22 protein-coding genes are annotated in these 23,607 nt (G+C 43.4%); 12 read left to right on the plus strand and 10 right to left on the minus strand.

The annotated features are described in order from the left end of the window. Window positions 1-48 precede the first annotated feature (48 nt). Complete coding sequence (locus tag AC5FX4_RS08205) at window positions 49-1,827, minus strand: winged helix-turn-helix domain-containing protein (RefSeq protein ID WP_493605950.1); 1,779 nt, start codon at window positions 1,825-1,827, stop codon at window positions 49-51. Between the two features lie 131 nt (window positions 1,828-1,958). Between AC5FX4_RS08205 and AC5FX4_RS08210 the strand changes: the two genes are divergently transcribed. Together AC5FX4_RS08210 and AC5FX4_RS08215 are read left to right on the plus strand one after the other, a co-directional pair. Next, complete coding sequence (locus AC5FX4_RS08210) at window positions 1,959-3,452, plus strand: amidohydrolase family protein (RefSeq protein ID WP_493605951.1); 1,494 nt, start codon at window positions 1,959-1,961, stop codon at window positions 3,450-3,452. A 196-nt stretch (window positions 3,453-3,648) separates the two neighbouring features. Then, window positions 3,649-4,197, plus strand: a complete 549-nt coding sequence (locus AC5FX4_RS08215; RefSeq protein ID WP_493605952.1) for a cysteine hydrolase family protein — start codon at window positions 3,649-3,651, stop codon at window positions 4,195-4,197. Window positions 4,198-4,332: 135 nt separating this feature from the next. Here the strand turns inward: AC5FX4_RS08215 and AC5FX4_RS08220 are convergent, their stop codons facing one another. Together AC5FX4_RS08220 and AC5FX4_RS08225 are read right to left on the minus strand one after the other, a co-directional pair. After that, entirely contained in the window at window positions 4,333-5,073 is a 741-nt protein-coding gene (locus AC5FX4_RS08220; RefSeq protein ID WP_493605953.1) for a LytR/AlgR family response regulator transcription factor, read from the minus strand. Next, window positions 5,070-6,107, minus strand: a complete 1,038-nt coding sequence (locus tag AC5FX4_RS08225) for a sensor histidine kinase (protein ID WP_493605954.1) — start codon at window positions 6,105-6,107, stop codon at window positions 5,070-5,072. The genes AC5FX4_RS08220 and AC5FX4_RS08225 overlap by 4 nt, the downstream gene beginning before the upstream one ends. 158 nt (window positions 6,108-6,265) lie before the next feature. Between AC5FX4_RS08225 and AC5FX4_RS08230 the strand changes: the two genes are divergently transcribed. Both AC5FX4_RS08230 and AC5FX4_RS08235 read left to right on the plus strand, forming a co-directional pair. Continuing rightward, window positions 6,266-7,486, plus strand: a complete 1,221-nt coding sequence (locus AC5FX4_RS08230; RefSeq protein ID WP_493605955.1) for a hypothetical protein — start codon at window positions 6,266-6,268, stop codon at window positions 7,484-7,486. A 72-nt stretch (window positions 7,487-7,558) separates the two neighbouring features. After that, the gene (locus AC5FX4_RS08235; RefSeq protein WP_493605956.1) at window positions 7,559-7,756 is read left to right on the plus strand and encodes a hypothetical protein; all 198 of its coding nucleotides are present in this window, start codon (window positions 7,559-7,561) and stop codon (window positions 7,754-7,756) included. Between the two features lie 94 nt (window positions 7,757-7,850). Here AC5FX4_RS08235 and AC5FX4_RS08240 read toward each other — a convergent pair whose 3' ends face one another. From AC5FX4_RS08240 to AC5FX4_RS08265, 6 genes are all read right to left on the minus strand, one after another. Further along, window positions 7,851-8,177, minus strand: coding sequence for an endonuclease/exonuclease/phosphatase family protein (locus AC5FX4_RS08240; protein ID WP_493605957.1), 327 nt, complete (start codon window positions 8,175-8,177; stop codon window positions 7,851-7,853). A gap of 51 nt (window positions 8,178-8,228) precedes the next feature. Beyond that, window positions 8,229-8,417, minus strand: coding sequence for an endonuclease/exonuclease/phosphatase family protein (locus tag AC5FX4_RS08245; protein ID WP_493605958.1), 189 nt, complete (start codon window positions 8,415-8,417; stop codon window positions 8,229-8,231). Between the two features lie 437 nt (window positions 8,418-8,854). Beyond that, on the minus strand, window positions 8,855-9,604 hold the full coding sequence (locus AC5FX4_RS08250; RefSeq protein ID WP_493605959.1) for a HugZ family pyridoxamine 5'-phosphate oxidase: 750 nt from the start codon (window positions 9,602-9,604) through the stop codon (window positions 8,855-8,857). Further along, window positions 9,597-10,394, minus strand: a complete 798-nt coding sequence (locus AC5FX4_RS08255; RefSeq protein WP_493605960.1) for a heme ABC transporter ATP-binding protein — start codon at window positions 10,392-10,394, stop codon at window positions 9,597-9,599. The genes AC5FX4_RS08250 and AC5FX4_RS08255 overlap by 8 nt, the downstream gene beginning before the upstream one ends. Beyond that, on the minus strand, window positions 10,387-11,436 hold the full coding sequence (locus AC5FX4_RS08260; RefSeq protein ID WP_493605961.1) for a FecCD family ABC transporter permease: 1,050 nt from the start codon (window positions 11,434-11,436) through the stop codon (window positions 10,387-10,389). The genes AC5FX4_RS08255 and AC5FX4_RS08260 overlap by 8 nt, the downstream gene beginning before the upstream one ends. After that, a complete protein-coding gene (locus tag AC5FX4_RS08265) occupies window positions 11,433-12,248 on the minus strand; it encodes a heme/hemin ABC transporter substrate-binding protein (RefSeq protein ID WP_493605962.1) in 816 nt (271 codons plus the stop codon). Before AC5FX4_RS08265 ends, AC5FX4_RS08260 begins: the two co-directional genes overlap by 4 nt. A gap of 211 nt (window positions 12,249-12,459) precedes the next feature. Between AC5FX4_RS08265 and AC5FX4_RS08270 the strand changes: the two genes are divergently transcribed. The 6 genes from AC5FX4_RS08270 (at window position 12,460) to tyrA (ending at window position 18,045) form a co-directional block, all read left to right on the plus strand. Further along, the gene (locus AC5FX4_RS08270; RefSeq protein WP_493605963.1) at window positions 12,460-14,547 is read left to right on the plus strand and encodes a TonB-dependent hemoglobin/transferrin/lactoferrin family receptor; all 2,088 of its coding nucleotides are present in this window, start codon (window positions 12,460-12,462) and stop codon (window positions 14,545-14,547) included. Window positions 14,548-14,779: 232 nt separating this feature from the next. Then, window positions 14,780-15,028 carry a 30S ribosomal protein S16 gene (gene rpsP, locus AC5FX4_RS08275; protein ID WP_010362251.1) on the plus strand — a complete coding sequence of 83 codons (249 nt, stop codon included), beginning with the start codon at window positions 14,780-14,782 and terminating at the stop codon, window positions 15,026-15,028. A 17-nt stretch (window positions 15,029-15,045) separates the two neighbouring features. After that, window positions 15,046-15,579, plus strand: a complete 534-nt coding sequence (rimM, locus tag AC5FX4_RS08280) for a ribosome maturation factor RimM (RefSeq protein ID WP_493605964.1) — start codon at window positions 15,046-15,048, stop codon at window positions 15,577-15,579. Continuing rightward, on the plus strand, window positions 15,579-16,346 hold the full coding sequence (trmD, locus tag AC5FX4_RS08285) for a tRNA (guanosine(37)-N1)-methyltransferase TrmD (protein WP_493605965.1): 768 nt from the start codon (window positions 15,579-15,581) through the stop codon (window positions 16,344-16,346). Before rimM ends, trmD begins: the two co-directional genes overlap by 1 nt. A 33-nt stretch (window positions 16,347-16,379) precedes the next feature. Next, entirely contained in the window at window positions 16,380-16,739 is a 360-nt protein-coding gene (rplS, locus tag AC5FX4_RS08290; protein WP_493605966.1) for a 50S ribosomal protein L19, read from the plus strand. Window positions 16,740-16,911: 172 nt separating this feature from the next. Next, window positions 16,912-18,045, plus strand: a complete 1,134-nt coding sequence (gene tyrA, locus AC5FX4_RS08295; RefSeq protein ID WP_493605967.1) for a bifunctional chorismate mutase/prephenate dehydrogenase — start codon at window positions 16,912-16,914, stop codon at window positions 18,043-18,045. Between the two features lie 50 nt (window positions 18,046-18,095). Here tyrA and AC5FX4_RS08300 read toward each other — a convergent pair whose 3' ends face one another. Further along, complete coding sequence (locus AC5FX4_RS08300; protein ID WP_493605968.1) at window positions 18,096-19,250, minus strand: chorismate mutase; 1,155 nt, start codon at window positions 19,248-19,250, stop codon at window positions 18,096-18,098. A 344-nt stretch (window positions 19,251-19,594) separates the two neighbouring features. On the opposite strand from AC5FX4_RS08300, the gene AC5FX4_RS08305 reads away from it, so the two are divergent. Beyond that, a complete protein-coding gene (locus AC5FX4_RS08305; RefSeq protein ID WP_493605969.1) occupies window positions 19,595-22,579 on the plus strand; it encodes an EAL domain-containing protein in 2,985 nt (994 codons plus the stop codon). Between the two features lie 188 nt (window positions 22,580-22,767). Next, complete coding sequence (gene truA / locus AC5FX4_RS08310) at window positions 22,768-23,553, plus strand: tRNA pseudouridine(38-40) synthase TruA (RefSeq protein WP_493605970.1); 786 nt, start codon at window positions 22,768-22,770, stop codon at window positions 23,551-23,553. Window positions 23,554-23,607 lie beyond the last annotated feature (54 nt).

The following is a 23,607-nucleotide window of genomic DNA, read 5'->3' on the forward strand; positions in this document are numbered from 1 at the left end:
AGTAACTCACAAGACGCAAAGCGTTTTGATGGCGATGGTTGAGTCGTTTCAACTGTCGCTGTTTAACCAGATCTCATTTTGCAGTTGTTTCAGCCGTGATAGCCACTGTTTTTGAAACATGTCATCGTTCAAGAACATAAAATACAGGTTTATAGCAAAGATGTTGTCATTGTTATCTGGCAACCACCCATTGTCTAGCAACGCATTTAACGATTGTTTGGCCATATCAGGCTGTGCGGTTAATGAAAACCATAATGGTAGCTGAGAGGGCTCTAATTGGATGTTGTTTAACAGTGCGAGCACTTGCGCTGCTTTATTATTCTCACCAGTTTGTTTCAGTAACAGTGCGAGCGTTAAGTATTGTGGCGACGCATTGGCGGGAGCAATGTCTAGCGTATAAATATCGGGAAAGTGTTTGGCAAATAATGTTAAGGCAAGGTCAGCCTGTTCAGTTGCACTCAGCGCCATAATATAGGGCATCACATAATGGTTGGCGTGCGTAGCTAAATGATATCGTAGTTTTAATTGTTCTACAGTGTGTTGTTTGCTATTTTCCTGCCATGCAATAGCCGCGCTAACGTACAGTTTAAATGCTTCTGATATATAGTTATTTTTAGATACGGCAATAAATTGCTCGTGTGCCAGCTCTGTTTGCCCTAAGTTCAGTAACAATAAAGCATGGGTGAGTTTGTGTGCTGGGAAAAGTGCCTCATGAGCTGAATGATTCTTGCTATACCAAAGCAAGTAATCATTGGCCACGTTATCAGTAAAAGGGTAAAAATCGAGTCGGTAAAGTGCGATATTACGTTGATGTGGTGCTATTTCTACACTTCGTTCAAAATATTTTCGCGCATTTTTTAAATCTCTATTAACTAGATGTGCATAGGCTAAACCACGCATTACGATTGGGTCATTAGGCATTAATTCGAATGCTTTTCGATGAGCACTTAATGAGGCTGCGGGTTGCGCTGTTTTTCGAAGAAATCGCCCATACCAGTGCCATAACATGGCGTAGTTCTCAGTTAACTCCAGAGCCCGCTCGAAGTGCGTTTTTGCCTGTTCATATTGATTATCCATCGTTGCTAAGCGACCCATCGCGGCAAGCACTTTAACGTTATTCGTATCGATTTCGCGTGCGCGGTCTAATAGTGAACTACATAGTGGATTGAGATCTTTTTCTTGCATGTCGCCATATTCGGTTAATGCCATATAGGTGTTACATAACCCGATCAATGCGTCTAGGTTGTTGGGTTCTTGTGCGAGTACTTGTAAATAAATCTGCTTTGCTCGTTGTAGTTTTTCAATACTGTTGGAATTCAATAAGTGATCTGCTAAAGATGTTTGCTCAAAATAGAGGGAGGTATGGTTTTTACCTTGATCTGTCGGCTTGAACACAATATATAAACTGAGCACGAGTAAAGCGATGATAGTGGCAATGACAGCACTCAATGTGTAACGGGTATATATTTCGGCTGCGGGTTTGTGCTGTGCAAAAATAGGTTTAGCAGTACTGACGGTTAATCGATAGCCTTGCCCTGAAATACGTTCTATATAATCACTATATTCACTGTCTTCATTCAATACTTTTCGCAGCTGGGCAATTGCTTGGTATACCGAGTGATCAGACACAACCTTGGGTGCCCAAATCTGTTCAATTAACTCGTCAATACTTTGTGGTCGTTCTTGATGTTCTATAAGTACAAGTAGCAGGCGCATTAGCTTGGGTGTAATGGTATGCGTAATAGATCCAGAGATAAGGCTTAGCTGATTCAATGACGGATAAACAATCCAATTCCCTATTTTATAACTTTCCAAATTGTTACCCATTGATTTTTATACTTATAAAATAATTTAAATAAATTTTAAGTTTATATTATACAAGTCTCAAACGCTTTGTCTGCGTTTTAATTACATTGGGCGTCATCGAGGAATATGGATTATTTAAATTTGAGGTCGCAATGAAATTTACACTTAGAACAGCTTTTCTTACGTTATTAATGAACGCTTTTAGTTGCATTGCACAGGTTGATTTAGTCATCGACAATGCAACGATACTCTCTGCAAAAGACGCACACAGCATTGATGTGAAAACGAAGCATTGGGTTGCTATCAAAAATGGCATGATCACTGAAGTTTCATCCGCTAGCGTTAGGCCAAAGGCAAAAAAGTACCTAAATGCTCATGGTAAGTTCTTAATGCCAGGTTTGACCGATAGCCATACACATTTACGTACTATGCCAGGACTCGATCCGAAAAGTCCCATGGCGGAGCAAATGCAAGCTCAATTTCTGAATCGCCAAGGTCGTAACTATTTATACTACGGTGTGACTCAAGTTGTTGACCCGTCAAGTACGAAGCCGAGCATTGATGCATTTAATGCATTTGAATTAAGTCCTGATGCGTATTTTTGCGGTGCAATGCCTATTTATAAAGGGTATAGCGTTCAAGAGTGGAGTTATGGCGTGCTTCAGCAGGAAAAACCCTATTTTTTGTACCAGCCAAGTGATCCTATTGATAGTGAGCAAGAAGCGTTAATCGCGAATGAACATCAAAGTAAGCAAGTGCTTGAAGCGATGAAAAGTGCTGGTGCAATTTGCGGAAAAATTTACTATGAAGATGGCTTTGGTGAGTCGTCAGATATTCCAAATTTATCCGTTGACGATGGGCGAGTAATTACGTCATATGCAGCGCAGCTGGGGTTACCTATTATGGTTCATGCGAATGCGACGGACATGCAACAGCTAGCTGTCAAAGCAGGAGTAAACATCATGGGGCATGGTCTATGGAATTGGATTGGTAATAGCAATAGTCAGCTAAGTGACAAATTGCCACAGGATGTAAAACAAGTACTTGATAAGATTATTGAGCAAAAAATAGTATTTCAGCCTACCTTGGAAGTCATGTATTCATTGGGAGAAATTTCCAACAATGAGCATACTTTAACCAAAGACTACCACTCTGTGGTACCAGCATCTCAGCTAGATTGGTACCGTTCTGATGCTGGACAATGGTTTGCCAGAGAAATGCAGTCTAGTTGGCGTGTAAAGTCCAACGAACTAGTCAAAAGAAAAGTTCAAAGTATTCAAAATAAGGCAAAGCAAGCGCTTACATATGTATATAACCATGGCGGTTTAGTATTGCTCGGCTCGGATACTCCACCTGCACCGACTTACATCTCACAGCCGGGCTTATCGACAAATAGAGAACTCAAGTTGATGCATGATGCTGGTGTGGATCTGGTAGGACTCTTGGCTGCGGCAACTGTTAACAATGCCAAAGCATATAACTTGAGCCACAAATATGGGCAAATAACGGTAGGGTTTAAAGCTAACCTACTATTATTAAATAGTAATCCGTTGGTAAGCGTAGACGCTTATGATGACATAGATAGTGTCATATTGAGCGGCAAAGTGATTAAGCGTGATACGCTTGATGTTAGAAACTTACAGTAGTTCTATCGTTATAGAATGAAAGTGCTTTCACCTAGATAAACTACGATATGGTGAAAGATAAGCGCTCAACAACAAGGTACACTCGTTTAATGAAAATGAATGTATTTTTTTGATTTTTATTGCTTTTCGTTCTTTTTCTATTGTACAAACGTTTTCCTGTTTAGTTAAATCTTCGATATAGATAAAAAGGAAGTTTATGAATTCAGCAGTTGTGGTTATTGACGTGCAAAGCATCTTGTTTGACCCCGAACCTCAACCCTATGAAAGAGACTTGGTGTTAGAAAAAATCAATCAACTTACGGGGTGGGCGAGAGCGAACAACGTGCCAGTTATTTATGTTCAGCATGAACAAGCAGGTACTCCAATTGAATACGGCACCAGTGGCTGGCAGTTGCAATCTTCGTTAACGGTAGTTGCTGGCGATAGGTTTGTTAGAAAAACCACGCCCGATTCATTCTTGAAAACCGATTTAGGCGCTCAGCTCAAAGAACTCGATGTTGAGCATTTGATAGTGTGCGGTTATGCAACTGAGTTTTGCATTGATACAACGACGAGAAAAGCAGCGAGTTTAGGGTATACCGTTAGCCTTGTTGCTGATGCACATACAACCCAAGATAAACAACATATGTCAGGTGAGATGATCAGAGCACATCATAATGCCACACTGTCGGCGATTGGCAGCTTTGCAGGTAAGATCACAGCCGTACCCACGGATTCGATTATATCGCAGATAGGTCTTGGATAATCTAAGCTGCACATTAGAAAATGAACTAAACGCTTTAGTGCTCTATACCTCAATGGCAGCACACTTGCTCGAAACAGGCAAAGAGCCACACATCAAGGTTATTCGGCTTTGATTATTAAACAGATCTCCGGTTAACTAGGGGAAAAAAGCCTTCAATTTTGCTTTGACCTGCCCAAGATAGCGTCGGCTAACTGGGTGCATATGTCCTTGGCAACACAGATATACACCTTCGTCTGTGTGCTGCAGGCTTTCTATCATGCTGATATTCAGTAAATGGGAGCGGTGGCATCGTATAAATTGTTGCGGGTCTAACAATGCGCTCAACTGTTTCATGGTTTTACGTATTACTAAGGTCTGTTTTGCGATTTTGATACACAGGTAATCATTAGCGGACTCCACAGATATAATACTTTGCGTATCTACCATGCGAGTTTCACTCCCCTCCTTTAATGCTATTCGTTTAAGATACTGGTGCCTAGGAGTTGTTATCTGCTTATTTACAGGATGATTTAGTTGACTTTGTCTTAGACGATCAAGCGTTTGTGCAAAAAATTCATCGTTAATCGGTTTTGTCAGGTAATCAATTGCATTGAGGCGAAATGCTTTTATAGCATGTTCTTGATAGGCACTAACAAATACGATGTGTGCATTGCAGTACTGTGCAAGCAGTGCACCCGCTTCTATGCCACAGAGCCTGGGTATATTGATGTCTAGAAATACCACATCGGGCTGCTGCTGAGCGGCTAATAATAAGGCGTCTTCACCATTGTCAGCCTCGCCGACTATTTCTATATCGTTGGTAACTTCTAGGCGCAAACGCAGCGCATCACGGGCTAATGGTTCATCGTCAACAATTAAGGCTTTTAGGTGCTTCATAGTGGCACCGTCATGGTCACAATAAAGAGGTCGCCTTCTTGGCCACATGTCAATGTTGCCGAATTGCCATAAAAGGTCTGTAACCTTTGCTTGGTGTTATACAGTCCCATGCCTGTCCCTCTTATATTATTTATGTCTTTGGCTGCGCCGAGTGAAGCACATGGATTACTCATTTTTATTGTAAGGGAATGAGGCTCAGTTTCGAGTGTAATACCAATGCTTGAGTGTGCCGTTTGTGCCGCTGCACCATGTTTTACCGCGTTTTCTAATAGCGGCAGAAGTATGCCTGTCGGTAGTGTCACTTGTGGTAAGGGTTCAGGTACGTGCCATTCTATCGAGAGGGTATCGGCAAAGCGCATTTTTTCAATGTCTAGATAGTGTCTGCACCGCGTTAGCTCTTTTGATAGTGGTTGAGTAAGAGGAGGCTCAAGTGTCAAAGTGTCTCTTAGGTAGCTGCTGAGTTTATTCAACATGTTACGTGCAGTGTTGCTGTCTTTTTTGAGTAGTAGGGTGTCTGCACTTGCCAACACGTTAAACAAAAAGTGCGGATCGATTTGAAATTGTAACAGCTTTAGCTGCGCATCACGCGTTTGCTGCTGTAACTTCTCCTGCTGTTTAGATTGAAGTTGTGTACGTTTTTGATAATGCCAAAGCCAAAAACCACAGCTCCACAGTAATAATTGCGTGATCGCTGACTTACCATTATGAAAATAGCCCCAAAAATGAAACTGGTTATTGGCAGATTCCAGTACATGATACTCAAGCGCGTTGAAGCTAGCTCGCCAAGCGAGCCCAACTAATACTGACAGCGCTAAGGCCATGGCAAGCTGAGCAGTTACGTGCCATCGCAGCATTAACTGGAAAGCAACGAATAATAAAGATGAAAAAAGCGCACCTAACGCCATATAGCTGAAGATCCATATCCACTCGGGGGGTTTTACATCAAGCCAAGTAAAGCGGGTTAACAGCGCTAACGCTCCCCATAGCAGTAATTGTCCCCAAACGAAACGACGAACAAAAAGACTGGTGAACATATTATCCTCATTATGATCTTGGCCTGACGGCATCATAGCGCGCAGGGCCTTAGGTTAAAAACCGAAAACCGCAAAAGGGCGACCGAATTTCGCAAATGACTGTGCCTCTTTCTTTGAGAGCGTTACGTTAAGGGCACTATTTAACCCGGAGTATTTACATGTTTCGAATCATTTTTTGGCTTTTTTTAACGTTGAGCGCGGATGTTTGGTCGCAGCCTTATCGCACTGAGTATTATGCTGATTTTCATTTTTGGGAATCGCCTTATCAGCCTTTCATTGGCACGACACCGCTTAGCGAAGCAGATGCACAAAAGCGTATTCATATTCAGGCAGGTTATGATAGATTCAATCGTTTGGTCGAAATCAAAACTAAGCTGGGTAAGCATTATAAAAGCATTCCATCTTTGTATGTGCACGCGGTTCACACTCGAATTTCTTATCAGGATAGCTTTGAAATACATCGCTTTTTTGATTCGTTTGGCAACCAAGTCACGGTATGGGGCGATGTGTGGGAAAAGCGTTATCAAAAAGATGGCAAAGGACGCTATCTGAGCCTTAAGTTCTTTAATAAAGACAATGAGGCTATTGAAAACAGCTGGGGGGTGGCGGCTTACCATTGGTCGCATCCTGGTGACGGCAGTGTTGTTGAAACCCGAGTAAGCCAATCTGGCGAGCTTAAACCTCATCGGCCTGGCTTTGAATTTAAGCGTATTAGATTGCTTTTTGATGAACGGGGAAGTTTACGCTTAATGCAGAACGTGGATGAGCAGCACAACTTGTTAGCATCGGCCTCTGGGGCTGCGCAATATCGTTACTTTTATAACGCTCGTCAGGGATTTGAGCGCTGGGAGGTGCTGGATACACAAGGAAAGGCCACGCAAGGTCCAACAGGAACAGCGGGTGAACACTATACGTTTGATAATAACACTTGGACCCAAATTACGTTTTTTGGCGTTAACGGGCAACCTGCAATACATGATTCGGGGGCGGTACATTGGCACGCGCAATATGATCAGTATGGCAATTTAACTAAGCGTTGGTTTACGGATGCACAAGGCCAGCCTATTAACGGGAAGTACGGTTATCATAAACGAGTGTCAGTGTGGGACCCCACTGGGTTAACGCTATTGCGCCACGAGTACTATGACAAAAATAATCATTTAACGCGCAACATCGACGGCGTAGCTAAAGTTCACTTTATCTACAATATGCACGGCTTGTTAATTGAAATGCGTAATACTGATGAACATGACACTTTAGTTAACGACGCTTGGAGCGGTTATGCTAGGCAAACTTTTACATATGATGAAACGCATATGCAAAAAGGGTCACAGCGTTATCTTGCCAAAGGTGGGGTATATCAACCCGCAGCTCGCTAAATCGTTTGACAGGGTGGGAGAGGGTTAAGCTTAACAGCAATTGGGTTGAAATGAGTTGAACATGTAGAAGCGATGAGCGAAGCTGCCAATTTATTTTCGCTCGCAGCGTTAGGGCAATCTGATCCTATTAAAGACAATGTCGAACTCTCAGCTTCTGAAGCTCCTTCCGCTTTAGTTGGTGAACAGTGGCTGGTTGCCCATCGCGAGCTACGCAGCAACAGGCGTATTAGAGCTGTTTATGATTTTTTAGCGCATAAACTAGCGCGATAGCGACAAGCTACCGCGCCGCATTAATCCTTTTGGTGGTTATTCGCATTGTGGCGCATTCATTGGCAGCTCAATATCTACCCACACTAATCGATGATCAGAAGAAGCGCTTCTGTCTGCGACCATTTCTATCTTCAGGTCCATCAAATACAGGCGGCGTTGGGTGACTGGCCAGTATATTGATGGATTGGCCACATACTTGAATTGCTACATCCCAGTGAGACTTTGAAGACAATCGCATGATTTTGCGTTCATGCGCCGCGTACCAGCTATCTCCATCCGGTTCTACAGGCATTAAGTGATTAGGCATGTCTTGCCATAAAAAGTGTTGAAATGTACGTATGTTTTGTTTATCGATGGGGAACTTCGATAGCAAAACCATGCCGTATTGTCCGGCGTAATGGCCAAAGCCAAAGAGTGTCAAGCGCGCGTCTTTGTCTGAAAAGGGCGTTTTTACGCCCGTGTTTACGGGGGCCTAATAAACATAAGGATACGAGATTGGGTCATATCCCTTTTGTGACTTTTCTAAATACAGTTTTTGAAATAAGTTGATCCCATATTCTGGGTTGGTGATGTAATCAAATTCATTGAGCAAAATCACATCTGGGCGCGTGCGCTGGATGATCTGTGCAATATTATTAATTTGTTCAAACTGACCACCCATTCAGGCTTTTGTTAAAGCATTGCCTGATGCATCTAAGTGTTGCTCAGTGATATAGTTGGTTGCTTCCATGCTGACATTAAATGTGGCAATTCTGATGGTTGGTTTGTCTTTGGGGGCAAGTTCACTGGGGTGTTGTGAAGGCTATGGCAGCCCAAATTTAATAATGTTGCAGTGAAAATAAGAGTAAAGAGAGTACGTTTCATCGCTCACCGAATCGTTATAAATCAGAAGGGTAGTCTACACGGGAAAGTTTAAAAATGGGTGGTAGGGATGTAAGTAATCTATGTTTTTTAATGAACAGGAAAGTAACTTTGCACAGAGTCTATCACTGCAATGAGGTGTGTAAGCTGCTGTTGTCATAATTGCTTAAGAAGAGGTAAAACCCAAGTTTATTTGCTCGGGCTTTATCTTTAAAATTTACTAAAGCTGAGGTTGCATTACTCTGTAGTTACTTCACTTTCCTCAGCGAGTTGTTCTCTGGCCGCTTTAGTTAATCTCACCAACTCTTTACGTACACAGGTGCTATCCAAACACAACTTTTCGAATTGCACATAGTAGTTTTTTTCGTTAGCACGCAAGTAACAGCCATCGCTGACGATGGTCGTCATTTCAACCTTGTCTGCTTCAATGCCATGAGTGAGTTTTAAGATTAGGCGGTTTGCGTTACTGTGGTCGTCGTTCATGTGGTTAACCATATGGGCTTCATCATTCAGATCCCATTGTGGTTGCGTTTGGCGCCATTCGTCTTTTTCAATCCAGAAAATATGCCCAAAGCCACCAATATAACGCACACGCTTTACTTCCATGCGCCATAGCTGGAAGTCGTGCGCTTGACGATAGCTAACAGCTTCGGGGTATTGGCGCTCATAACGTTCAAGTAAAGCTTCATGCTCTTCCTCTGGAACAGGAGCTGCATCGCCTACTACCGTTACACGGGCATGGGCATTTTGATCGCCTTGCTCGGCGGCATCAAATACGGTGGCACACATTTTACTGTCTTCAGACAAGTTGCGAGAGTGCTGCGCTATACCGGCGATATAAAAAACTAAACGTCCTTCATTGTCGCTCATAAAAGGGGAAACGGAACCAAAAGGGTAACCAGCTAAATTTTTGGATATGGTTGAAATAACGCAAACATTGGATTGTCTGACTAAAGTTCGTGCTTCAAAAGCAGCTTGTTCACGCATGGGTAACTCCTCGTTGTGGTTCTGAAAATATCATAGGTATTTGATAAGTTGGATGCGTAGTTATTTGTATCGTTGTTCTATAAATCGGTTGTAATACCGAAGGTTGTAGCACCTCTTGGGGTGAACCGTCATGGCTCAGTTGCCCTTGGCTGAGCAGTAACACACGGTCAGCATATAAAGAGGTCAGGTTTAAATCATGTAACACCGCAATGACCGTATTGCCTTGCTGTGCAAATGCCTTCGCCTTGCTTAAAGTAAGGTGTTGGTGATGCATATCAAGGGCTGATGTGGGTTCATCCAGTAGCATTAACTTGCCTTGTGTACTTGGTTTGTGCGCATCTAGCTGAGCCATACAGCGGGCAAATTGTATGCGCTGAAATTCACCACCAGAAAGCCTAGTGACATCACGATGTGCAAGCTTTTCTAGGTTAAGTTGTGCAATCAATTGCTCAACCACTCGTGACTGTTCAGCGATAGGTTCGTGATAAGGATAGCGGCCCATCGCGATCAGCTCATTGGTGCTAAATGAAAAGTTTACCCGATTGTTTTGCAAAAGCACGGCTCGTTTCGTGGCGAGTGTGTGTTCATCCATGCTTTGCATGGGCTGATCATTGAGCTTGATGTTTCCAGTAAATGGAATATCGCCACAGATTGCACTGAGTAACGTTGACTTTCCAGCGCCATTTTCACCCAATAACACAACTAGTTCACCCTGATTTGCACTAAAGTGAACATGACTTAAGATTGCTTTGCTGCCACGTTGAATAGACAAGTTTTCACACTTAAGCATGCAAACCTCGCTTTTGTTTTAATAGCTGGTAAACAAAAAATGGACTGCCAAACAATGCGGTCACAATACCAATAGGTAGCTCCGATGGCGCAACAATTAAGCGCGAGATCCAGTCAGCAAGTAGGATAACTAAGCAGCCTAATAACATGCTCAGTGGTAGCATACGTCTTAAGTCTGGCCCTACTAATAACCGTGCAATATGGGGGACGAGTAGGCCAACAAAGCCAATCATACCAGACATGGCAACGGCACCACCCACACCTAATGCCACAATAAATACGATTTCTGACTTTAAACGTTTTACGTTCACACCCAAATGGCGCGCTTCCAGTTCACCCAGCATCAAGGCGTTGATTTTTTTACGGCGAATGAACAGTGCGTAAATACTTACTAATATCAATGGTGCGCCATATTGTAATGTTGACCAGCTAGCGCCACCCATAGAGCCCATTTGCCAATAAGTCATTAACCGCAAAGCGCTATCATCAGCAAAGAAACTAAACAACCCAATCACTGCCATGGCCATGGCGTTAATTGCGACGCCAGCAAGTAATAAGGTCGTAATTTGAATTTGCCCATGGCTGTTGGAAATTTTGTAAATCAGTCCAGTCACCGCAAAAGCGCCAATAAATGCAGCGGGCGCTACCATGGCTTCGTGGATAAAGCTCACTTGTGCTGAAAGTGCGATAACTGACACAGCACCAACGGCAGCGCCACCTGTGACGCCCATTAAGCTTGGGTCGGCCAAAGGATTTCGGCATAAAGCCTGCGTTGCCGCACCAGCACTTGCGAGCACCGCTCCCACTAAAATTGCCAGCACTAACCTGGGTAAGCGAATTTGCGTCATTACTGTTAGGTGCAGCGGTTGCACGTCTTGAGTCATAGAGTCAGGTAGCATCCAAACAATAGGCATTTTCCAATCCCACCCTATGGCACCACTGCTGAGCGATAACCACGCAAGTAGCCCCAACAGGGCACTGCAGATCCAATACCATTGAATGTGACGCTCGCTATTCATAAATGGTGATACTAAGGTGTTCATAACATCTCTTGTTGATAAGCCCCAAGCTGGGCGATTGCTTCAGGTAAGCGAGAGGTCATACCGATGGAAATTAAAGAGTCCATTACTAAAACTCGACATGTTTGAGCCGCCGGCACAAGTGCAAGTGAGGGCAGTTTACAAAAAGCATCTTTGCCGCCAAGTGAATACACCGTATGACTTGGTGCTACGATAAAGTCTGGGTTTGCTGCCACCATAGACTCAGTATTGTAAGGTTTAAAACCGCTTTCAGTGGCAAGATTTTCTACGCCAGTATATTGAAACAGAATATCGGGCACGGTATCACTTCCTGCGACCAAAATACCACGCTCGCTTGCCGAGAGAACAAACATGGCTTTATGTTTTACGGGCGCGTTTTTATCAGGGAGTTGTTGCTGTAGTTGACGAATGAGTGCACGTGCATTGTGTTGTTTATCCAAGTCACTACCTAATCTTTCAATGAGAGCAAACAGCTCTTTCACTTGCGTGGGTTTAGGGTAGTGGTTGACTTGAACTCCGGTACTTCTTAGCTGAGTCAGTACTTCCGGGCGACCACTGCCTTCGAGTGTTAAGATCAGCGTAGGTGATTGAGACAATACGCCCTCCGCAGCCAAATCACGGTAGTAGCCCACTTTAGGTAGATGCTGTGCGTCATTTGGCGATGTGCTGGAGGTGTCGATTGCGACAACCTGATCACCTGCGCCAATAGCAAACACAATATCAGTTAATGTACCACCAGCGATCACAATTCTTTGTGCCTGAGCTGCAAAGCTCTGAGCAAGTAAGGCGATTAGCAAATATAAACGTAGTTTCATGCTGTCTCTCATTTTTTCACAGAAGTTTCTCTAGATGCTTGGCGATTGAGCAAAGCACCTGTCAGATATGCGTTAAGTAGACGAATAATACCGAACCGAAAAGGGTAAATCTACATAAATATAAAAATGCGAACTATTTTCATTTGCAATTGGGGTCAGGTGATTTTATAGTGCACAAAAAATCACGCTCTCCCTTTTTGAGGTATAAAAAATGGTAATAAGACACACGGCAATTTCTTTGGGTATTTTAGCGGCTTGCTCTGGAGCAACTCAGGTGCAGGCTGAAGAGTTTGAGAAAAACAAAGATGTGATCGTTGTCACCGGTTCTCGTATCGAGCAGGCGCTGGGTGATGTTGCTGGCAGTGTGAATGTGGTCACTGAGCAAGATCTTGAAGATGAACTAGCGCTAGATTTAAACACTGCGTTTCGTTATCAAACCGGTGTCAGTGCGACGGGTAACGCAGGCCAAGCGCAGGCGTTAAACATTCGTGGCATGGGCGGTAACCGTGTTGTTTATGTTAAAGATGGTCGTCGAATGAACGATGCATATGAAGGTGGACAAGGACTATTGATCGGTCGTGGCTACCTTGATGTTGATGGGGTGCGCCAAATCGAAGTCGCTAAGGGGGCTGCATCGTCGCTTTATGGCTCTGATGCGCTGGGTGGCATCGTGGTGATCACCACCAAAACACCCACAGACTATCTTAAGCGCGCCAATCAATACGCCAGCGTGCAGGCCGGGTTTAACGGTTTAAGCGACGAAACATCACTATCAGGGGTATTTGCTCAGCGCTTTAGCGAAAACGCCATCTCTGTGCAACTGACACGTCGTGATGGCAAAGAAACACAAAACTATGATGAAACCTTACCTGAGCTGGATTACCACTCAAATGCCGTAGTATTAAAATCACAACATGATTTGAATGACTCAAACTCATTATTAGCCACGGTAGATTTCTTTGAACAAGAAACAGAACAACAGATCACGATTGGTAGCCATGAAACGCTAGATGAGAACCGCAATGTGTCATTTTCTTTGGCTTATAACACGAGCAACGCAACTACTTTGTACGACAATTTAAGTGCACAAGTCTACTTGACAGACTTTGAGCAAAAGAGTGCACAAATTCGCTCAGGTAACGGTCGTTCAGGTCCTTATGTCGATCACAACGACTATCGCTTTGAGCAGCAAATATTGGGTACCAAACTGGTGCTAGATAAAAAACTCACAACCGGTAGTGTTGCACATCAATTGGTTTATGGTTTTGACTTTGAACGATACGACACCACTCGACCGCGCATCAAGTCTCGTTTTGATGTGACGGGGCAAGTCATGTTTGCTGATGAAGCGCAAAAAGCATTTCCTGGTGCCGACACCGACATGCTAGGCGTATTTGTGCAAAACAATATGGCGTTACTTAAAGATACGCTAGACCTACAGGTGGCACTGCGCTGGGATAGCTATGATATGCAAGCGAAACAAAGTGACTTATATAATGTGGCGTTTAAAGACATTGATGAAACTGCGTTCTCGCCAAAAGTTGGTCTGGTGTATTCATTCACTGATAATTTACGTGTGTATGCGCAATATGCTGAAGGGTTTAAGATCCCACCTCATGATCAGGCATATCAAAGCCATGGCGTTGAACCGTTCTATCAAATACTGCCGAACGAAAACTTAGACCCTGAATATAGTAAAGGTGTTGAGTTGGGAATTCGAGGTGACTTTGATAATCACCAGTTTGTCCTCACCACGTTTAACACCCAGTTTGATGGTTTTATTGCGTCGAAATTAGTGCGAAGTGAAGCCACACGGATCCCTGGGGTGAATAAAGCTTTTTACCAGTATCACAACCTGTCAGATGTAGAAATAGAAGGAGCAGAGGCGACTTACACTCTATGGGTGAATGATCAGTTTGCGATTGATGGCGGCATTACCTACTTGCATGGTAAAGATAAGCAGAGCAATACTTACTTAGAGTCGATCAATCCATTAAACGGCTATGTTAAAGCAAGATACGAGTTAGGTGACCTGTCGCTTACAGCGGCTTTAAAAGCGACACAAAAAATGGATAAGGTGCCGGATGAGAGCAACGTGAAAACCAGCGGTTGGAGTACTGTTGATTTATTTGCACAATATAAACTTGGTAACTGGCAGCTTAATGGCGGGGTATTCAACTTATTGGATAAGCAGTACTTACAATATAACAATGTGGCTGGACAAAGCGTAGAGGCCAATTTAAGCCAGTTTACGCAGCCTGGTCGCCACTTCGCGTTAAACATTAAATACACTCTGTAGTATCATAGTGAAGCGCTTTTAAAGAAGCGCTTCACGCATAAATGCTCGGCGCAGGCGTTTTGTACACGATATATGAACGAATCATCGTTAATATGCGCCGAATTCAAGTGACAAGACGAGAAAACTCAATTCTTACTTGCATTGTTGAAAAAAACTCGTACAATTCCCCAGCTTCCCAATAGTGGGAAGTAAATCTTATTAATGAAAACAGTCAATCTATTCAGAGGACGGTATGGTAACTATTCGTTTGCAACGTGGTGGCGCTAAAAAGCGTCCTTTCTATCAAATTGTGGTTGCGGATAGCCGTTTCTCGCGTGACGGTCGTTTCATCGAGAAAGTAGGTTTCTTTAACCCAATCGCTCAGGGTCAAGAAGAGAAAATCCGTTTAGATCTAGCTCGTGTTGAACACTGGGTAGGTCAAGGCGCATCTCTAACAGATCGCGTAGCTAAGTTAGTTAAAGACGCTCGTAAAGCGGCTTAATAGGCGTAAGTGTAACCATGAGTCAAGAAAACACCTCGATTATTGTAGTAGGTAAGCTTGGTGCCCCTTATGGTATTAAGGGCTGGCTTAAGGTGCATTCATTTACTGATGATCCCCAAGGGATCTTCGATTTCAGCCCATGGTTGATAGGGCAACAAGGTAAATGGCAAACCCTTGAAGTAAGCGACTGGCGTCGCCACAACAAGGGCTTTATCGCCAAGTTCGCGCAAGTAAACGACAGAGATCAAGCAATGGCTTTTACCAATGCGGAAATTTCTGTAGATTCTGCGCAACTGCCAGAGCTTCCTGAAGGGGAGTTCTATTGGCGAGATCTCATCGGCATGTCTGTTGTAACCGACAAAGGTTATGACTTGGGACAAGTTGATGACTTGATGGAGACTGGGTCAAATGATGTTTTGGTTGTGAAAGCAAACAAAAAAGATGCATTTGGCCAATCTGAGCGTTTGATTCCTTTTTTAACTGATTCAGTTATTAAAGAAGTAAAACACGAAGACAAACAAATTATTGTTGATTGGGATCCAAGCTTTTAATGAGCCAGCAAAAACCATTGTGGGTTGGAGTGATTTCACTCTTTCCCGAGATGTTTGATGCAATAACCCAACAAGGCGTTACAGGCCGCGCGGTTAAAAACGGTTTAATCGATTTTAACTGTTGGAATCCACGAGACTATGCCACTGATAAGCATAGAACTGTGGATGACAGACCTTACGGTGGTGGTCCTGGCATGTTGATGATGGTTGAACCATTACAGCAGGCAATACTTGCAGCCAAAGCGGCGGCAGGTGAAGACGCTAAAGTAATTTATATGTCCCCTCAAGGGCGAAAACTAGATCAACAAGGCGCGGCCGAATTGGCCAAGTCAGAAAAATTGATTTTAGTAGCTGGTCGCTACGAAGGTATAGACGAGCGGATCATCGAGTCTCATGTAGATGAAGAATGGTCCATCGGTGATTTTATCCTCAGTGGTGGTGAACTACCAGCCATGACATTAATTGATGCAGTAGCGCGATTAGTGCCAGGGGTGTTAGGTCATAATCAATCTGCGGAGCAAGACTCATTTTCGGATGGCTTGTTAGATTGCCCTCACTATACTCGGCCAGAAACATTGGATGGCAAACAGGTACCTGCTGTATTACTCAGTGGAAACCACCAAGAGATAGCCAAATGGCGCACAAAGCAGTCGTTAGGCAGAACTTGGTTACGACGTCCAGACTTGTTGCGTAACCTAGCTCTGACTGAGGAGCAAGCGACACTACTCGCTGAATTTCAGCACGAGTACCAAAAAGCTTGTGGCTAGAAGACAGTTACACCTAGGAATGTGAGAAATAAAATGGCAAAAGTAAACCAAAATATTATTAAAGAGCTTGAAGCTGAACAGCTTAAGCAAGACGTACCTGCATTCGGCGCTGGTGACACAGTTGTTGTTCAGGTTCGTGTAAAAGAAGGTGAAAAAGAGCGTCTACAGGCCTTTGAAGGTGTTGTAATCGCTAAGCGTAACCGTGGTCTACACTCAGCTTTCACAGTTCGTAAAATCTCGAGCGGTGAAGGTGTTGAGCGTGTATTCCAAACGCACAGCCCTCTAATTAGCAGCATTGAAGTTAAGCGTCGCGGTGCAGTTCGTCGTGCTAAGCTTTACTACTTGCGCGAGCGTTCAGGTAAATCAGCACGTATTAAAGAGAAACTTAACTAATACGCGCTTTTACCACGCTAAAAAAACAGGCCACTCATTGAGTGGCCTGTTTTGGTTTGGCGTCCTACACTTTTTGACTAACATATATATTTCTTTCACTTTTCTCCACAGTAGGAACTTGATAGACTGGCTGTATTAAATTATTTACTGATGTAAACCTGAATTTACAGTAATGGCGAGCCTGATGGATTTAAATGAATTGAGAAGTGGTATCGATCAATGCGATGCAGAATTAGTTAACCTACTTGCCAAACGCAGTGCGCTGACCGAACAAATCGGAATTATCAAGCAGCAGACGGGCGCGCCTTTACATGCACCCGATAGAGAAGCTGCACTCATAGCCTCAAGACGCGAGCAAGCGCAAAATCTTAATGTAAACCCCGACTTGGTAGAAGACATCTTGCGCCGTATGATGCGAGAAGCGTACGAAAACCAGCAAGGTAAATTGGCTTGTGCCGCACCTGAATTATCCCCAGTTGTGATTGTGGGTGGTAAAGGTGCAATGGGTCAGCTTTTTGCTAAACAGTTTTTACGTTCTGGCTATGAAGTCAGGATCATAGATCGAGAAGATGCGGACCGCGCAGAGCAGTTATTACAAGATGCTAAATTAGTGCTCATTAGTGTGCCGATCAATGCCCTCGAACAGGTCGTGAACGATTTACCGCCACTGCCAGAGGACTGCGTTCTGGCTGATATTACCTCTGTTAAACAGCGTCCACTCAAAGTGCTTCTAGCAAAGCACTGTGGTCCAGTCGTTGGTTTGCACCCCATGTTTGGCCCAGACATATCCCACTGGGTGAAGCAAACCGTGGTTGTGTGTGCTGGAAGAAATCATGAAGCCTGTGAGGGATTGCTCAAGCAGTTGGTCATTTGGGGGAGTCAATTGGTAGAGATCGATGCCAAAAAACATGACCAAGCAATGCAAATTATTCAGGTTATGCGCCATTTAACCACGTTTGTTTATGGGCAGTTTTTGTCAAAGCAGTGCCATACGTTGGATGAATTGCGCAGCTGTTCGTCACCCATTTATCAACTTGAGCTTATGATGGTTGGTAGGTTATTCGCACAGTCACCCGAGTTATATTCAGACATTATGCTCGCGCAGTTTGATGATGTGGAAGGGTTGTTAGCGAGTTATCAGGAAACCTTTGCGGCAACCATCGAAAAACTGCAGAACGCAGATAAAGATGGTTTGATTGAGGCGTTTTCACAAGCTAAGCACTACTTCTCCGATAGCGCTAAACATTTCTTATCGCAAAGTCGTGGCTTATTAAATAAAGCCAATGACGCCAAGGTGTTGGATTAAGCGACTAAGATGGGCAAGTTAAGGTCATACCTCAACTTGCCTGTTCAATATTATAGTACCTCAACCGCCTTCATCGACTCACTTTGATAGCAACCAAGTACACGCACATACTGAGTGTGATCTTTTAGCGCTTCAAGTGCTTTTTGGACTTCAGCAGAGGCTAGGTTGGCAATTAGGTCAACATAAAATACTTCTTCCCATGGATTGCCAGGCACTGGGCGAGATTCCAATTTCACCATATTGATGTTGTGCTGTTTAAACACCATTAATGCATCTGCCAAAGAGCCCACCTGTTGTTTGGTGGCCATGATCAAGCTAGTTTTGGTGGGGATCTGTGTTGAGACTTGAAGTGCTTTACGCGCAACAATGATGAAACGGCTGTGGTTCTCAGCCTGATTCGCAAGACCCGTTTTTACGACTTCTAAACCTAGCTCTTTACCAGCCTGTGCAGAGCCAATGGCTGCGCTTGCTGGCGTGTTCAATGCTTGCTGTAACGCACTCGAAGTCGAATCACAGGTTTCGTGTAACACGTTATCCAGTCCCTGAATGAACTTACTACATTGTGCAAATGGTTGATGGTGTGCATAGATTTTTTTGATATCCATGAGCTGTGTATCAGGTTGTGCGAGTAAGCAATGATCAACGGTGTGGGTGACTTCACCAATAATTGACACTTGCGCATGCTGCAGTAAGTCAAATACCTCGTTGATACTGCCAGAACTGGTATTTTCAATGGGGAGTACACCATAGTCAGCTTGGCCTTTTTCAACTTGCTCGGTGATTTGCTCAAAACTTTGACAGCCCATTTCAATCACTTGACCAGGTCGGCGACTGAAGTATTTGTGACAAGCAAGTTGACTGTAAGAGCCCGGCCCCCCTAAATATGCAACGCGGTGTGTATCACCAACGGCCTCTGGGTTAAGGCTTTTTTGTAACAGTGCCTGTTGGTTTAACACTGAATCTTCCAATATAGTTTGAAAGACGTTATTGACGTAAAAAGCATCTAGGCCAAGTGATTTGCCATAACGGATCAGTTTTTCTAGCAGCGCTTGTTCACGCTCTTCATCACGAATAGGTTTGTTATTGGCAATTTTATATTCCAATACGCTGTGGCTAATTCGACGGCGCTTTGCTAACAGCACCATTAAATCAGAGTCAATTTCACTAATGTCTTTTCTCAAAGCATCTAAAGCGGTTTCAGTCATAGGTCCTCATTCCCATTGGCAAAAAAAAAGCCTCCCAGTTGGGAGGCTTATCTATTTGGTGTTACGCGCAAACAGTTAAGCCTCCTCATCTAAAGAAGCTAAAAAAGAAAAAACCATAAATGCGAGTAACAGATAAATTCATAATGATGTAAGTTTGTAGTATTACTTGACTACATTAGTAGCATACTTTATTTCTTAAATTCAAGCATAACTTTGCGCGGAATAGTTTAATGGGCGTGTTTTACGGTTTAGGCAACAATGTGAGCTTGGCGTATAGGTTAAGTTTCTGTTATATTCGCCATCCTAAGTATACAAAAATAATAAACTAATATAAGGGCTTAGTTTTGGTCAACCGCCGACCCCCTTCACGATTTGGAATTCACTCTCTGAGTGTTAAGTTGTCCGTTCTTATCTCGGCGGTTTGCGTGATCGCAGGTATATTTGCAGCAGCCCTTATGTTGAAATCTGAAGAAAGACAACTACTCAATAGCGAGTATGAAGCATTAAAACAAACCAGTGAACAAGCCGTTAAGCAGTTTGATCAGTATGTTGAGCATAAAACTAAACTGGCCGAACAAGCGAATGTCATTGTTGTACGCGAGTTGTTTGGCAGTGGGTACAATACCCAAGCGCAGAGAAGTTCTGAAATCACTTTCGACCATGGTGCTTATTCGAGTATTGCTAATAATGGACTATCGGCAGCCTACATGGCAACCGATGAACTGAGTGCCGTTCATAAACAACTATTCGCAAACTCAGAATCACTGTGGAATGTACTTGCGCCAGTTACGTTACAAGACTTCTTTAACTTTTATGTGGTGACCTCTGATAATTTTATCCGCGTCGCACCACCCAATGCCTTGATCAATAGCCAATCTAACAATGCAATGTTTGCCGCGCATGCATTGCCATTACTTAGGGAAGAGCTAAACCCAACCAGAGAGGCTCTATGGTCTCCTGTGCATTTTGATGGTATCTGGAATAAATGGGTGATAAGCGTTTATGTGCCCATGTATTTTGATAACGAATATGTCGGTTTTACTGGCACTGATGTTGAAATTGCAAAAATGATCGCTCAGTTACCGATTTCCAATGATGAACAAGGGATCATCATATTTGATGCGCAGGGCAGAGTGATCTCAGCGCCTAATTTAAATATTGATAATTTACGAACACACCAAGAAAAACCTCATCTCGATATTTTAAGCGACTTAGAAGGGGTGATCACGCCGGTTTTGAGTGCGAAATTAAACCAATATCAAGGCGAATTTGTGCGCGGTGGCCACCATCATATTATCAATATTACAGCACTTAAAAAATTAGGTTGGTACATAGGCACATACAAAAAAAGGGATACGAGCCTGTCATCACTTAAGGCCCTAAAACTGAAATTTTTTGGCTTATTTATTTTGTATGCCGCATTTGTCGCTTTACTGCTTCATCAAGTTTTATATCAATTAGTATTGTCTCGGATTAATGCCTTAGTCGGGGCGGTTAGCGGCTTTGGGAAAGGGCAATGGAAGACACCTCTGTTACCCAGTAGCAATGATGAAATTGGTTTACTTAATGAAGCTTTCAATAAGATGAGCCGTGAAATTAAAACGCTTGTTGAAGGCCTTAAACAGCGCATTGTGGAAAAAGAAAAGGCAGAAAAACAAGCAAACCGTCTTTCGAAGGCTGTATCTTTTTCAGGCACCGCTGTTGCTATTACAAATGGTGATTTTGAAATTGACTATGTAAACCCCAAGATGGTTGAAATGACGCAGTTTGATGCGCAGCATTTTATCGGTGCGCCACTACTTAGCATTATTTCCAGCGATATGGCCATCTTGATTGATGACATTGATATTGATTTGAGAAGCCGCAATTATTGGCGTGGAGATACGCTACTGGCAGGCCAAGGGCCTGATCCTATTTGGGTGAGTTTGAGTATTTCACCTATTAGAGAGCAAGACGGACGCATATCAAGTTACGTTGCCTCCGCGCAGGATATTTCATTTGTGAAAGAAAGCCAGAAGAAAATGGAAGAGCTGGCCTACTTTGATACCTTGACGGGCTTAGCCAATCGCACGTTTTTTAGAATGCAACTGCGTAAATCCATGGCTCTTGCAGGGCGAGGCCATTATGCTTTTGCTTTGTTCTATTTTGACTTAGATGAGTTTAAACGCATTAACGATACCTTGGGGCACGATGCCGGAGATAATTTACTGACAGAGGTTGCAGAGAGATTAAAAAATAGATTAAGAGCGGAAGATACCATAGCACGATTAGGTGGTGATGAATTTGCGGTGCTATTGAGCGGTATTGATAGCAAAGATAATGCCATGGAAGTTGCGCACATGATCCAAAAAACCATCAACAAACCGATCATGCTCGGCAACAATGAAGTCATAGTCAGTGCGAGTATCGGGATTACGATGGCACCTTTTGACAGCCAAGAGGAAGAACAATTACTCAAACACGCCGATCTGGCGATGTACGAAGCGAAGGCCAAGGGACGCAATACTTTCCATTTTTACTCACAGGAACTGAACGAAGCCGCAAACGAGCGACTCTATATTGAAAATGAACTGCGATTAGCGATAAAAGAGCAGCAGTTTAAACTTCATTACCAGCCCCAAGTTGATATTCGAACAATGGAAGTGATAGGTTACGAAGCGCTCATCCGTTGGTATCACCCAGAGAAAGGCTTTATTCCACCGGATAAGTTTATTCATATTGCAGAAACCACTGGATTGATCGTTGAGTTGGGCGAGTGGGTGATTGAAGAAGCTTGCCGTTTTTCAATGCAGATGCAGCAGCAAGGTGAAGCTGCCAATGTCTCCATTAATCTCTCAGCACGTCAATTTAAAGACGACAGCTTAATATCTACGTTATCGGAAGTCCTCAATAGAACCCAGATGCCACCAGAGTTACTGCATTTAGAGCTCACCGAAAGCATGCTCATGGGTAATGTAGAAGCTGCTATTGCGCAATTACATCAAATCAAAGCCTTAGGTATTGCTCTATCAATTGACGACTTTGGAACCGGTTATTCATCCTTAAGTTACTTGAAACGTTTTCCAGTTGATATGCTCAAAGTGGATCGTTCTTTTGTTCAGGATATTCCTGATGATTCGAATGATATGGAGATCACCGCTGCGATTATTGCTATGGCACAAAAGTTAAAGCTGCAAGTAATAGCTGAAGGGGTGGAAACACAAGAGCAAATCGATTTTCTACAACGAAATAACTGTTTTATCGTACAGGGGTATTTTTTCAGCCCACCAATCAGCGATGCACAGGTGCCCGAATTTATTGCGCAATTGAAACAAAATAGCGCACTTTGATGTGACCCATGTAGAGTAACTAAATCCTTTTTGTGTTTGAGTACCAGAGCTTGCGCATGTTGTCGTACTTAGCGCTATCGGATGCATTTTTACTATCCATTCCCAGCGCCTTTACTTGATGATGCTTTTATTCATGCGGCCAATCGCATAAAATGCTCGGCTATTGTGAATAATGGTAAGTAGTAACTATGCGCGTAGCTTTGGGCATTGAGTATAACGGTGCAAATTATAGCGGCTGGCAAAGGCAGTCTCACGTCAATAGCATCCAACAAGAATTGGAAACAGTGCTGTCTCGGATCTGTAATCATCCGGTAGAAATTGTATGTGCTGGCAGAACGGATGCGGGTGTACATGCAACAGGTCAAGTTGTGCACTTTGATACACATGCTGAGCGTGATATGAGCGCATTTACATTGGGTATGAACTCGCAATTGCCCGATGATATTGCCGTACGATACGCCCAGCCGGTTGATGATGAGTTTCATGCGCGATTTAGTGCGACGGCAAGGCGCTATCGTTATGTCATTTATAATCACCCTTATCGACCCGCTATTTTGCGCAGTGGCGTGACCCATTATCACCATCCATTAGATGAAACCTTAATGCAGGCTGCTTGCCCTGTGATGATAGGCGAGCAAGACTTTACCTCGTTCCGCGCGGTTCACTGCCAATCTAATACGCCGTTTCGTAATATTCATCACTTAAGTGTTGAAAGAGTTGGCAACTACATAGTGATTGATATTAAAGCCAATGCGTTTTTACATCATATGGTTCGCAATATTACGGGTTGTTTACTTGATATCGGCACGGGGAAAGAATCGCCGGAATGGATGGCGCATTTATTGAAAATTAAAGATAGAACCCAAGCAAGCGCAACCGCTAAGCCAAACGGTTTGTATTTGGTTGATGTTGATTATCCAGACAAATGGCAGATACCTTCAACTCCGTTGGGGCCGTTGTTTTTACCTGAATAATCACGCTAATCCATGCTTTAAGTGCGCGAAATTATTAGACTACTAAGACCAGTT

The organism is Pseudoalteromonas sp. ATL1 (assembly GCF_058933015.1).

Coding starts and splice junctions, on each gene's coding strand:
- AC5FX4_RS08205 (WP_493605950.1), bottom strand. CDS start 1,827: ATGGGTAACAATTTGGAAAGTTATAAAATAGGGAATTGGATTGTTTAT.
- AC5FX4_RS08210 (WP_493605951.1), top strand. CDS start 1,959: ATGAAATTTACACTTAGAACAGCTTTTCTTACGTTATTAATGAACGCT.
- AC5FX4_RS08215 (WP_493605952.1), top strand. CDS start 3,649: ATGAATTCAGCAGTTGTGGTTATTGACGTGCAAAGCATCTTGTTTGAC.
- AC5FX4_RS08220 (WP_493605953.1), bottom strand. CDS start 5,073: ATGAAGCACCTAAAAGCCTTAATTGTTGACGATGAACCATTAGCCCGT.
- AC5FX4_RS08225 (WP_493605954.1), bottom strand. CDS start 6,107: ATGTTCACCAGTCTTTTTGTTCGTCGTTTCGTTTGGGGACAATTACTG.
- AC5FX4_RS08230 (WP_493605955.1), top strand. CDS start 6,266: ATGTTTCGAATCATTTTTTGGCTTTTTTTAACGTTGAGCGCGGATGTT.
- AC5FX4_RS08235 (WP_493605956.1), top strand. CDS start 7,559: ATGAGCGAAGCTGCCAATTTATTTTCGCTCGCAGCGTTAGGGCAATCT.
- AC5FX4_RS08245 (WP_493605958.1), bottom strand. CDS start 8,417: ATGGGTGGTCAGTTTGAACAAATTAATAATATTGCACAGATCATCCAG.
- AC5FX4_RS08250 (WP_493605959.1), bottom strand. CDS start 9,604: ATGCGTGAACAAGCTGCTTTTGAAGCACGAACTTTAGTCAGACAATCC.
- AC5FX4_RS08255 (WP_493605960.1), bottom strand. CDS start 10,394: ATGCTTAAGTGTGAAAACTTGTCTATTCAACGTGGCAGCAAAGCAATC.
- AC5FX4_RS08260 (WP_493605961.1), bottom strand. CDS start 11,436: ATGAACACCTTAGTATCACCATTTATGAATAGCGAGCGTCACATTCAA.
- AC5FX4_RS08265 (WP_493605962.1), bottom strand. CDS start 12,248: ATGAAACTACGTTTATATTTGCTAATCGCCTTACTTGCTCAGAGCTTT.
- AC5FX4_RS08270 (WP_493605963.1), top strand. CDS start 12,460: ATGGTAATAAGACACACGGCAATTTCTTTGGGTATTTTAGCGGCTTGC.
- rpsP (WP_010362251.1), top strand. CDS start 14,780: ATGGTAACTATTCGTTTGCAACGTGGTGGCGCTAAAAAGCGTCCTTTC.
- rimM (WP_493605964.1), top strand. CDS start 15,046: ATGAGTCAAGAAAACACCTCGATTATTGTAGTAGGTAAGCTTGGTGCC.
- trmD (WP_493605965.1), top strand. CDS start 15,579: ATGAGCCAGCAAAAACCATTGTGGGTTGGAGTGATTTCACTCTTTCCC.
- rplS (WP_493605966.1), top strand. CDS start 16,380: ATGGCAAAAGTAAACCAAAATATTATTAAAGAGCTTGAAGCTGAACAG.
- tyrA (WP_493605967.1), top strand. CDS start 16,912: ATGGCGAGCCTGATGGATTTAAATGAATTGAGAAGTGGTATCGATCAA.
- AC5FX4_RS08300 (WP_493605968.1), bottom strand. CDS start 19,250: ATGACTGAAACCGCTTTAGATGCTTTGAGAAAAGACATTAGTGAAATT.
- truA (WP_493605970.1), top strand. CDS start 22,768: ATGCGCGTAGCTTTGGGCATTGAGTATAACGGTGCAAATTATAGCGGC.